The organism is Arthrobacter ramosus (assembly GCF_039535095.1).
GTDB lineage: Bacteria > Actinomycetota > Actinomycetes > Actinomycetales > Micrococcaceae > Arthrobacter > Arthrobacter ramosus.
This window is the reverse complement of record NZ_BAAAWN010000001.1, coordinates 379,798-392,975: the sequence shown is the minus strand read 5'-3', so window position 1 is coordinate 392,975 and position 13,178 is coordinate 379,798. Positions and strand designations below refer to the sequence as shown.

At 64.3% G+C, this 13,178-nt stretch carries 10 protein-coding genes; 4 read left to right on the top strand and 6 right to left on the bottom strand.

The window, feature by feature from the left end; all coding sequences use genetic code 11:
- The first annotated feature begins 13 nt into the window (after positions 1-13).
- A complete protein-coding gene (locus ABD742_RS01870; RefSeq protein ID WP_234748671.1) occupies positions 14-400 on the top strand; it encodes a sterol carrier family protein in 387 nt (128 codons plus the stop codon).
- A 66-nt stretch (positions 401-466) separates the two neighbouring features.
- Here the strand turns inward: ABD742_RS01870 and ABD742_RS01865 are convergent, their stop codons facing one another.
- On the bottom strand, positions 467-1,957 hold the full coding sequence (locus ABD742_RS01865) for a cation:dicarboxylate symporter family transporter (RefSeq protein WP_234748670.1): 1,491 nt from the start codon (positions 1,955-1,957) through the stop codon (positions 467-469).
- A gap of 315 nt (positions 1,958-2,272) precedes the next feature.
- On the opposite strand from ABD742_RS01865, the gene ABD742_RS01860 reads away from it, so the two are divergent.
- Complete coding sequence (locus ABD742_RS01860) at positions 2,273-3,184, top strand: glutaminase (RefSeq protein WP_234748669.1); 912 nt, start codon at positions 2,273-2,275, stop codon at positions 3,182-3,184.
- A 27-nt stretch (positions 3,185-3,211) separates the two neighbouring features.
- Here ABD742_RS01860 and ABD742_RS01855 read toward each other — a convergent pair whose 3' ends face one another.
- The 3 genes from ABD742_RS01855 to ABD742_RS01845 all read right to left on the bottom strand — a co-directional run bounded on the left by ABD742_RS01855 (position 3,212) and on the right by ABD742_RS01845 (position 6,497).
- Positions 3,212-3,976, bottom strand: a complete 765-nt coding sequence (locus tag ABD742_RS01855) for an SDR family oxidoreductase (protein WP_234748667.1) — start codon at positions 3,974-3,976, stop codon at positions 3,212-3,214.
- Positions 3,977-3,997: 21 nt separating this feature from the next.
- Positions 3,998-4,756, bottom strand: a complete 759-nt coding sequence (locus ABD742_RS01850; RefSeq protein ID WP_234748665.1) for an aspartate/glutamate racemase family protein — start codon at positions 4,754-4,756, stop codon at positions 3,998-4,000.
- Positions 4,757-4,928: 172 nt separating this feature from the next.
- Positions 4,929-6,497 carry an NCS1 family nucleobase:cation symporter-1 gene (locus ABD742_RS01845; protein ID WP_234748663.1) on the bottom strand — a complete coding sequence of 523 codons (1,569 nt, stop codon included), beginning with the start codon at positions 6,495-6,497 and terminating at the stop codon, positions 4,929-4,931.
- A 344-nt stretch (positions 6,498-6,841) separates the two neighbouring features.
- Here ABD742_RS01845 and aceE point away from each other — a divergent pair, with 344 nt between their 5' ends.
- Positions 6,842-9,583 carry a pyruvate dehydrogenase (acetyl-transferring), homodimeric type gene (gene aceE, locus ABD742_RS01840; RefSeq protein WP_344787036.1) on the top strand — a complete coding sequence of 914 codons (2,742 nt, stop codon included), beginning with the start codon at positions 6,842-6,844 and terminating at the stop codon, positions 9,581-9,583.
- A 57-nt stretch (positions 9,584-9,640) separates the two neighbouring features.
- Here the strand turns inward: aceE and ABD742_RS01835 are convergent, their stop codons facing one another.
- On the bottom strand, positions 9,641-9,832 hold the full coding sequence (locus ABD742_RS01835; RefSeq protein WP_234753445.1) for a YegP family protein: 192 nt from the start codon (positions 9,830-9,832) through the stop codon (positions 9,641-9,643).
- A gap of 202 nt (positions 9,833-10,034) precedes the next feature.
- On the opposite strand from ABD742_RS01835, the gene nboR reads away from it, so the two are divergent.
- Positions 10,035-10,664, top strand: coding sequence for a nicotine blue oxidoreductase (gene nboR / locus ABD742_RS01830; protein WP_234753442.1), 630 nt, complete (start codon positions 10,035-10,037; stop codon positions 10,662-10,664).
- A 50-nt stretch (positions 10,665-10,714) separates the two neighbouring features.
- Here nboR and ABD742_RS01825 read toward each other — a convergent pair whose 3' ends face one another.
- Entirely contained in the window at positions 10,715-13,069 is a 2,355-nt protein-coding gene (locus ABD742_RS01825) for a xanthine dehydrogenase family protein molybdopterin-binding subunit (protein WP_425547578.1), read from the bottom strand.
- Between the last annotated feature and the right edge of the window lie 109 nt (positions 13,070-13,178).

Here is a 13,178-nt window from a genome sequence, read left to right as displayed (position 1 = left end):
GAACTGGCGAACTATGGCAATTGCACGACGCCGGATCGACCTTGAGGAAGGCCGCGCGGCACTGGCCGCATGGCAGGCCGCCGTCGGGCAAGAAGTCGGGCACGGGACGCCGCCGTCGCGCACTGTGCTGGCCACCGCGGTGCGTTACTCGCTGGAGGAACTCACCGCCCGCGCCCCCGGCAACTCGGTTGAAGTCAGGGTGCCGCCTTTCGGGGTCACCCAGTGCGTGGAGGGACCCCGGCATACGCGCGGCACCCCGCCGAACGTCATAGAGTGCGACGCCGCCACTTGGCTGGAGATGGTAACCGGCCGCTTGGAGTGGTCCGCCGCCGTCGACGCCGGCCGGGTAGCCGCGTCGGGCCTGCGCGCGGATTTGTCGGAGCTGCTGCCGCTGCTCTGAGCGTTTAAATGGTTGATCGCCCCACGGCGGCGCCGTGGGGCGATCAACTGGGATGGTGCGTGGTGCCTAGTCCGGGCTGACGGAGGGGCTCCGGTGCTGGCCCGGTTTGATCATTTCGAACTGCGGAATCGCGTCGGGGTTCGGGCCGCCCCGGAACTTCGGCGAAGGCTCGCGTCCTTCGCTGAGGCGCTCGATTTCCTGTTCCTCGAAGACGTCTTCGGCTCCGAGCATGATGGCGGAATCCTCGTTGGTGATTTCACCGTTGAAGGCGCGGACCATGACCGACCGGTCGAACTGGCCTTCCCATTTCGCGACGACGAACGTAGCCACGCAGTTGCCGAGGAGGTTGACGACGACGCGCATGGAGTCCATGAGGCGGTCGGCACCCAGGAGCAGCGCGACGCCGGCAACCGGGAAGATGCCTAGTGCAGCGGCCGTTGCCGAGAGAGCCAGGAAGGACGAGCCCGGGACGCCCGCCATGCCCTTGGACGTCAGGAGCAGGACACCGAGGGCTGCCAACTGCTGCCCCAGGTCGAGGTGGTGGCCGAAGGCCTGGGCCAGGAACAACAGCGAGATCGAAAGGTAGATCGCGGCGCCGTCGAGGTTGAAGGAGTAGCCCGTGGGGACAACCAGGCCGGTGGTGGCCCGGGAGCAACCGGCGTTGGTCAGCTTGGTCATGATGCGGGGCATGACCGCCTCGGTGGATGCCGTGCCCAGTGCGAGCAGGAATTCCTCACGGGTGTACTTCAGGAACTGCCATAGGGGCACCCGGGCGAAGCTCCAGGCGACGAGGAACAGCAGGCCGATGAAGACAATGGCCGCCCCGTAACAGGAGGCGATCAGGAGCGCATAGGTCCCGAGGGTGTCGAGTCCGTATTGGCCGATGATGAACGCCATGGCGCCAAAGGCACCGATGGGCGCCACCTTCATGATCCAGGACATGATCTTGAAGATCAGTTCCAGGACGGTTTCCATGAGGCTGATGACCGGTAGGCAGCGCTCGCGTCCGATGACGACGATTGCCGCGCCGAAGAAGACCGAGAAGAACAGGACCTGGAGCAGGCTGTTGCTGGCGAACGCGCCGGCCACAGAGGTGGGAATGATGTCCAGGAGGAAGGAAGCCGCATCCTTGGGCGGCGCCGTCCCGGTCTTTGCGTTCAGCGCATCCTGGGAGAGCGTGCTGGGATCGATGTGGAGTCCGGCGCCGGGCTGAACGAGGTTTCCCACGATCAGGCCGAAGACCAGGGCAAAAAGCGTGGCGCCGGTGAAGTACAGGAGTGCCTTGACCCCGACCCTTCCGACCGCCTTGACGTCGCCCACTGCCGAGATTCCCGTGACGATCACGAGGAAGATCAGCGGAGCGATGATCATCTTGATGAGTTGAATGAAACCATCGCCCAGTGACCGGAGGGCGGACCCGATATTCGGCCAGAAATGGCCGATGAGTACACCTGCGACGACGGCGATCAGAATTTGGAAGAAGAGCGACTTGTACAGTGGCTTCTTCTTCCGCGGGGCCGAACTCGCCTTCAGCGCCGCAGAGTCTGGGAACTTCATTGATCTGAACCAATCAGTTTGGGAACAGCCCCCGATTTCGGGGATGAATTCAATGTAATCCCGCTCACACCATTCCATAAGGGGAAATTCAAATTTCACAATGTGGAATCATGTGGCAGTGATGCTGCTCCTTGTCTGCGAAGATCCTGAACCCACGCTGTGGGCTCCGGGCCGGCAGAGTGCGCGTAATGTTCATGGCTGTGAGCGCGGCGTGGGAAAGTGGAGCGGCATCGATATCTACTCGGCAGGGCAACGGCTGCTCGCGCATCTTCAGCTCAGTCGGTGGACACACCCCGAAGGACGGCACTAAGAAACATGGACCTCCAGAATCTCCTTGACGACATTGTCGGCACGGTTCAGCCCTTGCTCGGCCAGGGAGCGCCTGCAGACTACATCCCGAGCCTGGCCGCGGTGGATACCAGGCAATTCGGCATTTCCGTGGCAACGGCCAGCGGCGACGTGTTCTCCTCCGGAGACGCCGACGTACCTTTCTCCATCCAAAGCATTTCCAAGGTCTACGCCCTCGCCCTGGTGCTCGCCGGGGATGGCGACCGGATCTGGAAGCGCGTGTTCCGGGAGCCCTCCGGCAATCCGTTCAATTCCTTGGTGCAGCTGGAACACGAAGACGGAATTCCGCGGAATCCGTTCATCAATGCCGGCGCCCTGGTTGTCACCGACAGGCTGCTCAGCATCGTGGGCAACTCGCCATCACCCGTCCGGGAATTGCTCCGGCAAGAAAGCGGCAACAACTCTATCGACGCCGACCCCGAGGTAGCTGCTTCAGAGGCGGCGAACAGTCACCGCAACGCCTCGCTGGCACACTTCCTGGCAAGCTACGGAAACCTCGAAAACCCCGTGGACTCGGTCCTCGAGGCATACATCAACCAGTGCGCGCTTGAAATGAGCTGCACTGATTTGGCCCTCGCGAGCAGGTTCCTGGCCAACAACGGGCTGCGCGGGAACGGCACGGCGCTTCTGTCCCCGTCCCAGACAAAGAGAATCAACGCAGTGATGCTCACGTGCGGCACATACGACGCCGCCGGCGAATTCGCCTACCGCGTGGGACTCCCTGGAAAAAGCGGGGTGGGTGGCGGCATAGTGGCCGTGGTACCCAACAAATGCACCATCTGTGTCTGGAGCCCCGGCCTGGGACGATCCGGGAATTCACTGGCAGGCATTGCCGCCCTGGATGAGTTCACCACCCGCACAGGCTGGTCGATTTTCTAGCAGCATCGGGCTTCGAGCCGCAGCCAGCTAGCCGCGGCCCACGAACGGCATTCCGGCGGCGGTCACCACTACGGAACCAACATTGGCCGACGCGGGCATGTTGGCCATCATGAGCACAGCGCGGGCAGCATCCTCCACAGGAAACATGGGCTCCACTCGCCGGCTTCCATCGGCCTGGAGCGCACCCGAGCCTACGCCTATGGTGTCCATGATCTCGGTGCGGGTATTGCCGATATCGATCTGCCCGCAGGTAATTCCGAACGCACGCCCGTCCAGCTCGATGCTCTTGGTCAGGCCGCTCATGGCGTGCTTGCTCACGGTGTACGCGACGGACAATGGCCGCGGTGAATGGGCGGAGATGGAGCCGTTGTTGATGATGAGGCCGCCTTGGGGTTCCTGCGACTTCATGGTGCGCACGGCCTCGGCCGCGCACAGCATGGAGCCGGTGACATTCACGGCCAGAGTCGCATCCCAGTCGGCCACGCTGATCTCGTCGACGCCGCCGGAAGGGCCGAAGATGCCCGCATTGTTGAACAGGACATCAACCCTGCCCCAGCACTGGCGGGCAGCCGCGAAAAGGCGCGCGACGTCGTCGGGCACCGTTACATCGCACGGCACCGTAAGCGCCTCGGGGTGGCCGTCGGCGGTTTCGAGAAGCTGCGCTTCCCGGCGTCCGGCGAGGGCAACGCGGTAGCCATCGGCCAACAGAAGCCGGGCGACTGCCCGCCCGATCCCGGAACCGGCTCCGGTGACGACGGCGACCCGGGGCCGGGTAGGGATGGTTTCGCTCACGCGGTTCTCCTGTTTGTTGAGCTAGTGCGCGGCGGGAGCATCCGCCGTCGTCGTGTCCGTTGTGGTCAGGGGCCAGCCTATGACGGTCTTGGGACGCGGTGTGGCGTAGGTCCGGACCTTGGACGTGGACAGTCCCAGGCGGACGAGCGACTCGGCGATGGTCACCGCGGCGGCGACGCCGTCCACCACCGGAACGCCGCAGCGTTGGCGGATCTGCTCGTCAAGGCCCGCCATGCCGCCGCAGCCGAGGACGATGACTTCCGCTTTGTCGTCGCGCACGGCTCGTTCAGCTTGTTCCACGATGGCTTCGACTGCGCGGTCCGGGTATTCCTCGAGTTCCAGGACGGCCATGCCGCTCGCGCGGACGGAGGCGCAGCGGTCATCCAGCCCGGCGAGCTTGAGGCGGTCTTCGATGAGCGGGACCGCGCGGTCCAAAGTGGTGACCACGGAGTATTTGTGGCCGAGGAACATAGCGGTGCTGGCCGCGGCCTCGGTGATGTCGACCACCGGAACGTCCAGGAGCTCCTGGAGTCCCTCGCGGCCGTGCTCGCCATAGCCGGCCTGGATGACGGCGTCGAACGGTTCAGTGTAGTTGACCACGCGGTCCATCACGGCGATGGCGGCGAGGTAGCTTTCAAAGTTTCCTTCGCAGGAATCGGCGCCGAACCGCGGGGTGATGCCGATGATCTCGGTGCCGGGAGCCGCGACGCTTCGCGCCTGGGCTGCGATGGAGTCGGTCATGGATTGGGTGGTGTTGACGTTTGCGACGAGGATGCGCATGTGTTCCTCCTGGATTGGGTGGCCTGATAGCCGGGTAGCCCGGTTAGCCCAACTGATCCCCACCGCCTCCCTCGCCTCGCAAGCTCGGCCAGGGAACCCTGGCGGTGTGGGCCCACGCAGTTGTTGTCGTTTTGACGGGCGAAAACGACAACAACTGCGTGTCAGTTGAGTATTAGTGGTTGCTGACGACGGCGATCGGCTCGCCGGAGACGTCGGTGTGCTGCTGTTTCTTGTCCGCGAACAAGTAGTAGCACAACGCCCCGATGCCTGCGCCGAAGAACCAAGCGAACGGTGCCGCGGCCTCCAGAGCGGGAACGAACGCAATGAGGATGGCGACGACGGCGGCCGGAACCATTGCGGCGATCGCCCGGGGGTTGACGCCGCGCTTGTAGAAGTAGGTGCCCGAAGGGTGGTCCGTGTAGAGGTCAAGAATGTTGACCTTGCCGCGGCGCAGGAGCCAGTAGTCGGCCATGACGACGCCGAACAGCGGGCCGAGCAGCGCGCCGAGTCCGCCCAGGAAGTACACGATCACCAGGGGGTTGTTGTAGAGGTTCCACGGCAGGATGACCAGACCGATGGTACCGCTGACCCAGGCTGCCTTGCGGAAGTTCAAGTGCTTGGGGAAGAGGTTGGTCAGGGCGTAGACGGGTGCCACGAAGTTCGCCATGAGGTTCACTGCGATGGTCAGGATCAGCAGGGCAAGGCAGGCCAGCACGAGGAAGAGCGTGTTCGGGATGCTCTGCACGATGTCCGAGGGGCTTTCAATGATTTTGCCGTTGATCTTGTACTGGCCACCGGCCATGATGACCACGATTGCGCCGAACAGGAGCATGTTGATGGGGATGCCCCAGAAGTTGCCGCGGACGATCGACTTCTTGGTCACCGAGGAACGGGTGAAGTCGCAGAAGTTCAGCACGAAGGTGCCGTAGATGGAGACCCACAGCGCGCCGCCGGCGAAGATCGTGCGCCACATCTCCCCTCCTTCGAGGCCCTTGATGCCGGACCATTGGATGGCGCCCCCGGCCTCCACGAAGACCCAGATGGCAATGGCCAGCATGGTGGCGAGAATGATGGGGCCGGCGAAGGCCTCGTACTTGCGGATCATTTCCATGCCGAAGCTGACGATGACCAACTGGACAATCCAGAGCGATACGAAGGCGATCCAGCCAAGGGTGGACAGGCCCAGGATCGAGTTGGCGTCCATGTCCTTGAGTCCGGGGAACATGGCGACAAGCATGACGCGGAGCACCACGGAGGCAAGGTATGTCTGAATTCCGAACCAGGCGATGGCCACCGCCCCGCGGACGAGGCTGGCCAGCTGGGCGCCTCGGATACCGAAGCTGATCCGGCTCATCACGGGGAAGGGGACTCCGGTCTTCTGGCCCATGAAGCCGGAGAAGGTCAAGAGGGTGAACAGCAAAACCGCGCCGATGCCGAGGGCCACGAGGATTTGCCACCCGCCCAGGCCAAGCGAAAAGAGGCCTATGGCGAAAGCGTAGTTGCCAAGGCTGTGGACGTCGTTGGCCCAGAGGGTGAAGATGCTGTAGCTGGTCCAGCGCCTCCCCTCTTTCTTGGTGGGGGCCAGGTCGAGGTTATAGAGGCTGGGGCTGATGGTGCGGCCTGCTGCGACGGACGCTACATCGCACAGGGTTTCATTTCCTACGGACGGATGTACCGAACTGCCTGGCAGTATGGTCTGCTCCGGAGCCGTTGTGACGCCGACTGGGGGAGTCGATTGCATCGTGGATCTCCACTTCTTTGTGGTGCTGCAACTAGGCTTCCGAGACGCTGTGAGAGGAGTTGAAGCTTTTCGCATCGTGGAATCTAATTATTGAATAGTGAAATAACTGTATGAGCTAGGTCACCTTTGGTCAAGAGCTGCGCTCCCGACGGCGGTCACAAACGGCAGAGTAGGGGCCGCGAGGCCTTGTGGGCGCTAGTCTCCGCCCCGCTGGATTGACGCTTGGCGAAGGCATGGCTAATCTCGAATTACAGAATTTTATTCTCACAATACGAAATTTATATGCACGTTTCAGCGCGCACTACAGTGTAAGCGCCCAGACATTCAATGAAGAGAGGTTGGACGTGGCTGCAGGAGAAGAGACCTCACACATCCTTAGCGGGTTGACTTCCCAGCTGCCTGATCGTGATCCGGAAGAGACTGCCGAGTGGGTTGAGTCTTTGGATGCGTTGATCAGGGAGCAGGGCACGGAGCGGGCGCAGTTCATCATGCGCAGCCTGCTTCAGCGGGCGGGGTCCCAGTCGGTGGGGGTGCCGATGGTGACGACCACCGATTACGTGAACACGATCCCGGCGGACCAGGAAGCGCCGTTCCCGGGCAACGAGGAGTTCGAGCGCCGGTACCGGGCGTACATGCGCTGGAACGCGGCCGTGATGGTGCACCGGGCGCAGCGGGCGGACATCGGGGTGGGCGGGCACATCTCCACCTACGCCGGGGCCGCGACCCTGTACGAGGTCGGCTTCAACCATTTCTTCCGCGGCAAGGACCACCCCTCGGGCGGGGACCAGGTCTTCTTCCAGGGACACGCGTCCCCGGGCATGTACGCCAGGGCGTTCATGGAAGGCCGGCTCTCCGAGGAGGACCTGGACGGGTTCCGGCAGGAAAAGTCCAAACAAGGCCACGCCCTCTCCTCCTACCCGCACCCGCGCCTGATGCCCGCGTTCTGGGAATTCCCGACCGTGTCCATGGGCATCGGCCCGATGAACGCGATCTACCAGGCCCAGTCCAACCGCTACCTGCACGACCGCGGCCTGAAAGACACCTCCGGCCAGCAGGTCTGGGCGTTCCTGGGCGACGGGGAAATGGACGAGCCCGAGTCCCGCGGCCTGCTCCAGCTCGCCGCGAACGAGAACCTGGACAACCTGAACTTCGTGATCAACTGCAACCTCCAGCGCCTGGACGGGCCGGTCCGGGGCAACGGGAAGATCATGCAGGAACTGGAGGCGTTCTTCCGCGGCGCGGGCTGGAACGTCATCAAGGTCGTCTGGGGCCGGGAATGGGACGAGCTGCTGGCCAAGGACACCGACGGGTCCCTGGTGAAGATCATGAACGAAACCGTGGACGGGGACTACCAGACCTACAAGGCCGAATCCGGCGGTTTCGTCCGCGAACACTTCTTCGGCAAGACCCCGGCCACCAAGGACATGGTCGCGGACCTGGACGACGAGCAGATCTGGAACCTCAAACGCGGCGGCCACGACTACCGCAAGGTCTACGCCGCGTACAAGGCCGCGGCCGAGTTCAAGGGCAAACCCACCGTGATCCTGGCCAAGACCGTCAAGGGCTACGGACTCGGACCCCACTTCGAGGGCCGCAACGCGACCCACCAAATGAAGAAACTCACCATGGAAGACCTCAAGGCCTTCCGCGACCACCTGCGCATCCCCATCACCGACGAGCAGCTCGACACCGACCTGTACCGTCCCCCGTACTACCACCCCGGCATGGACGCCCCCGAAATCCGGTACATGATGGACCGCCGCGCGGCCCTGGGCGGCTCCGTGCCCGAACGCCGCTCCACCCACACCCCCGTGGTGCTGCCCGAAGCGAAGTCCTACGAGGTCGCCAAGCGCGGCTCCGGCAAACAGCAGGCCGCCACCACCATGGCCTTCGTGAGGCTCCTGAAGGACCTCATGCGGGACAAAAACTTCGGGAACCGCTTCGTCCCGGTCGTCCCGGACGAGTCCCGGACCTTCGGCATGGACGCGTTCTTCCCGACCGCGAAGATCTACAACCCCAAGGGCCAGAACTACCTCTCCGTGGACCGGGACCTCGTCCTGGCCTACAAGGAATCCCCCCAGGGCCAGCTCATCCACCCCGGCATCAACGAAGCCGGCGCCGTCGCGGCCTTCACCGCCGCCGGCACCGCCTACGCCACCCACGGCGAACCCCTCGTGCCGATCTACGTGTTCTACTCCATGTTCGGCTTCCAACGCACAGGCGATGCCTTCTGGGCCGCCGCGGACCAGATGACCCGCGGCTTCATCATCGGCGCCACCGCAGGACGGACCACCCTCACCGGCGAAGGACTCCAGCACGCCGACGGCCACTCCCCCATCCTGGCCTCCACCAACCCCGCCGTAATCACCTACGACCCCGCCTACGGCTACGAAATCGGCCACATCATCCGCGACGGACTCGAACGCATGTACGGGGAACACTCCGAGGACCGGAACCTGATGTACTACCTCACCGTGTACAACGAACCGATCAGCCAGCCCGCGGAACCGGAGAACCTCGACACCGAAGGCCTCCTGAAGGGCATCTACCTGCTGGCCCCGGCGAAAACCGACGGGCCCCGCGCGCAGCTCCTGGCCTCCGGCGTCTCGGTCCCCTGGGCCCTGGAAGCCCAGAAACTCCTCGCCCAGGACTGGGGGGTCTCCGCGGACGTGTGGTCCGTGACCTCCTGGAACGAACTCCGACGCGACGGACTCGCCGCCGAAGAACACGCCTTCCTGAACCCCGGCGAAGAACCCCGCACCCCGTTCGTCGCCCAGCAACTCGCCGGCGCCACCGGACCGGTCATCGCCGTCACCGACTACATGAAGGCCGTCCCGGACCAGATCCGCCAATTCATCCCCAACGAATTCGCCTCCCTCGGCGCCGACGGCTTCGGATTCTCCGACACCCGCCAGGCCGCACGCCGCTTCTTCAAAAACGACACCCACTCCATCGTCGTGAAAGCCCTGCAACTCCTCGCGGCGAGGGGCGAGGTTGACCCGGGTGCGCCGTCGTACGCCATTGACCGGTACAAGCTCCTCGACGTGACTGCCGGCACCACCGGCGGTTCGGGGGGCGACTCCTAAACAGCTGTAAAAAAGAATCGGCGGTAGTGCTCTTAGAGCACTACCGCCGATTTGCTGTCACGCTCCGAGCGAGCGGCGATCCACCACGAATCCTGTGGCGGCATTCTCCCTGACTGCGTTGATACCGGCCACAAGGGCCGCTATATCCGGGAACTTGGGCGATACCGCCACTACTGTTCCATCATCAGCCTTCAACCGGAAACGGAACGACTGCTCCCCCGCTGTCAAGATTTCGAAAATGCCAGACATAAAACCTCTTTCCACCGCGGATGCGTCATTGCATCCCCTTCGATGACCACTGACTCTCGTGAAGTCCATAAGAGAATATCGGCCATGGGAGCCTGCCAGAAGGCCTACCCATGGGTAATATTCAACCTTTTTCGGTAGACCTATATTGGAATGCAAGGTGAACCTAGAGATCTCGCGGGGGCACATGGATAGGGTGAACCCCATGAACGATTCGACCTCCGTGCCCACCACTGGTGTGCTCTTGGCCGGCGGCGCAGGGACGCGCCTGGGCCTCGGCCCCAAGGCGCTGCTGCCCTTCCGCGGCCACACCTTGGTGGAGGTACTCGCCAAGACCTTGCTCGACGGCGGGTGCCTCGAGGTCGTCGTGGTGCTCGGGGCCGGAGCCGAGGATGTCCGAGGCACGACGGACCTGGGCGGGTACCTCGTGGTGGACAACCCGGAGTGGGCGTCCGGCATGTCCAGCTCGTTTCGTACTGGTGTTGCGGCGGCTACCCACGGCCACAGCGTCATGGTGACTCTGGTGGACCAGCCCGGGTTGACCGCCGGCGTCGTCGCCCGGCTGCTGGCCGCGCACCAAGCCGGCCGTGTGACGGCAGCGGGATACCCGGACACTGTCCACCACGGCAGCACCACAACAAAACTCCGGCGCGGCCACCCCTTGATCATCGACGCCAGCCTCCGTGCCGACGTCGCCGAGTCCGCCGTGGGCGACGCCGGAGCACGCCGTTTCCTCAAAGCGCACCCTGGGCTGGTGGACGTCGTCGACTGCAGCGACCTCGCCGACGGAGCCGACGTGGACACGAAGGACAAGCTGCACCTCCTCGGCGACTAACCACCCCAACTAGCTAGCAGTTGTTGTCGTTATGAGGGCTCATAACGACATTAAATGCGAGCCAGTTGGGTGGGGGTGGAGGCGTCCGCGTCCTTGAGCGCCAGGTAGATCTTGTCCCGGGCGATGGGGAGGGCCACGAACCTCACCCCGGTGGCGTTCCGGATGGCGTTGGCCAGCGCGGGTGCCACCGGATTGAAGGGGCTCTCGCTCATGGACTTCGCACCGAGCGGCCCCATCTGGTCGTTCGTTTTCGCGAAATAGACCTCGCTGCGTGGCACGTCCGCGAAGGAAGGGATGTGGTACTGCCGCAAAATGTCGGTGGTGACCTTACCTGCGTCGTTCACGCGGACTTCCTCATACAGAGCGACACCCAACGCCTGGGCGATTCCGCCTTCCACCTGCCCGCGGCATTGCCGTGGATTGACCACGACGCCGGCATCGGCCGCCTGGACGCTCTGCAGGATCCTCAGCTCCCCCGTTCCGGTGTTCACGGCCACCCGGAATCCATGGACGTTGAAGGCCACCGAACGCGGAGTTCCGCCCCAACGCCCCTCGGTCGCGAGCTCCACGCCCTGCTGCTGCGCGGCGTCGTGCACGTCCGCGAGCGCCAAGACCCGCTCACCGCAGCGCGCGGCGCCGTCTTCGAGCACGCAGTCCGCCTCCGAAACACCCGCGATTCCGGCAGCCACTGCCCGGATCCGCAGCGCGAGTTCCTGCGCCGCGAGCAAGGTCGCCTGCCCGGCCACCACGGTGCCTGCTGAGCCAAACGCGCCGGTATCGTGCTCCACGAGATCCGTATCGGACTGGCGCACGGCCACGTTCGCCGCGGTGGTGGACAGTGCGGTTGCCGCCAGTTGGGCGTGGACCGTGGTGGTACCGTTGCCGAATTCGGCGGTCCCGACGGCGGCTTCGAACGTACCGTCCGGCAGGAGCCTAACGCGCGTGTGGGCGAAGTGCCCGCGAGGCGGAACGGTGTCGATCATGGACAGCGCGGAACCGACTCCCGTGACCCACGCCGGACCGAGATCTTCGAGCCCGGCGTCCCGGTAGCGTTGGCCGCCGCGCTCGAGGGCATCCCGGACCAACGCCACGCACTGGTCCAGGCCGTAGCTCCCGTAGAACACGTCCTCTTCCGGTTCCGGGTTCGTGGAGAGCATGTCGTCACCGGGACGGACCATATTCTTGAGCCGGAACTCCAGGGGGTCCATGCCGATACCAACGGCGAGTTCGTCCACGGCCGATTCGATCGCGAAGATCATCTGGCTCAGGCCGTAGCCACGGAACGCGCCGGCCGGGACCGTGTTGGTGTAGACGGCCTGCGCATCCACTTTCTTGTTGGCGCATTTGTAGACGGCCAGGGACTCGCCGCAACCGTGGAACATCACTCCTGGCGCGTGGTTTCCGTACGCACCGGTGTTGGTGACCACGTCCAGTTGCATCGCCGTCAGGTGGCCGTCCCGGCTTGTCCCGGCCTTGACCTTGATGGTGAAGGGGTGGCGTGTGGTGGTGGCGGTGAATTGCTCGGTGCGGGTGAACTCCACTTGCACAGGCCGGCGGAGCTTGAGGGCCGCCATGGCCACGAGGTCCTCAGTGAGGACTTCCTGCTTTCCGCCGAACCCGCCGCCCACACGGCCGGCCACCACGCGGATTCGGTCTTCGGGAAGATCGAAGACGCGGGCGAGGGTGCGCCGGACCAGGAACGGGACCTGGCTGGAGGAACGCACCATGAGCCGCTCTTCCCCGGGCTTCTCAGAGGGTTCCACCCACGCGATGGAGCAGTGCGTTTCCATCGCGACGTGCTGAACGCGCTGGGTTTGGTACGTGTTCTCGTGGATGAAGTCGGCCGCTGCGAATCCGGCTTCAACGTTCCCCAGCTCGGAATGGACCTCCGCCACGACGTTGTCCTGTGGGCGGGATATCCGGGCCGTTTCCCCGTCCTTCTCCCCGTGGATCGCGGGTGCACCGGGCAGCACCGCATCCTGCGGCGAGAAGACAGCGTCCAGGAGTTCGTACTCCACCTTGATGGCCCGGGCCCCGGCTTCCGCTGCGCCCACCGATTCGGCGACGACGGCGGCAACCCGCTGGCCGATGAAGCGCACCACGTTGTCGAGGACACGGGTGTCGTCGGGATCGTCGGTGTAAAGCTCATGCTGGGCAGTTGAGAACAACCGGGCCGGCGCGTCCTCATGGGTGAAAACCGCGACGACGCCGGGTACTTCGAGGGCCGCCGTCGTATCGATGGACACAATCCGGGCGTGCGCGTGCGGCGAGCGCAGCAACTTGAGATGCAGCAGTCCCGGGAGTTGTTCCGCGGGGACGTCGAGCGTATAGCGGGCGGTGCCGGTGACGACGGCGCGTCCCGCAGGCGCGGGAACGTTGTCGCCGAGCTGGCCTGAGTTGGACATGACTGCCGCGCCCGCCGCACCGCCGTCGGGCGAATGATTGTGACTACCGCAGACGGCGTCCGCGATAGAGCGGTAACCCGTGCAGCGGCACAGGTTTCCCTTGAGGTTT

Bases quoted from the DNA above. Each gene is read 5' to 3' on its own strand.
- ABD742_RS01850 (WP_234748665.1), bottom strand. From the start codon at position 4,756: ATGCGCATCCTCGTCGCAAACGTCAACACCACCCAATCCATGACCGAC.
- ABD742_RS01845 (WP_234748663.1), bottom strand. From the start codon at position 6,497: ATGCAATCGACTCCCCCAGTCGGCGTCACAACGGCTCCGGAGCAGACC.
- ABD742_RS01865 (WP_234748670.1), bottom strand. From the start codon at position 1,957: ATGAAGTTCCCAGACTCTGCGGCGCTGAAGGCGAGTTCGGCCCCGCGG.
- ABD742_RS01870 (WP_234748671.1), top strand. From the start codon at position 14: ATGGCAATTGCACGACGCCGGATCGACCTTGAGGAAGGCCGCGCGGCA.
- ABD742_RS01825 (WP_425547578.1), bottom strand. From the start codon at position 13,069: ATGTCCAACTCAGGCCAGCTCGGCGACAACGTTCCCGCGCCTGCGGGA.
- ABD742_RS01835 (WP_234753445.1), bottom strand. From the start codon at position 9,832: ATGTCTGGCATTTTCGAAATCTTGACAGCGGGGGAGCAGTCGTTCCGT.
- ABD742_RS01860 (WP_234748669.1), top strand. From the start codon at position 2,273: ATGGACCTCCAGAATCTCCTTGACGACATTGTCGGCACGGTTCAGCCC.
- nboR (WP_234753442.1), top strand. From the start codon at position 10,035: ATGAACGATTCGACCTCCGTGCCCACCACTGGTGTGCTCTTGGCCGGC.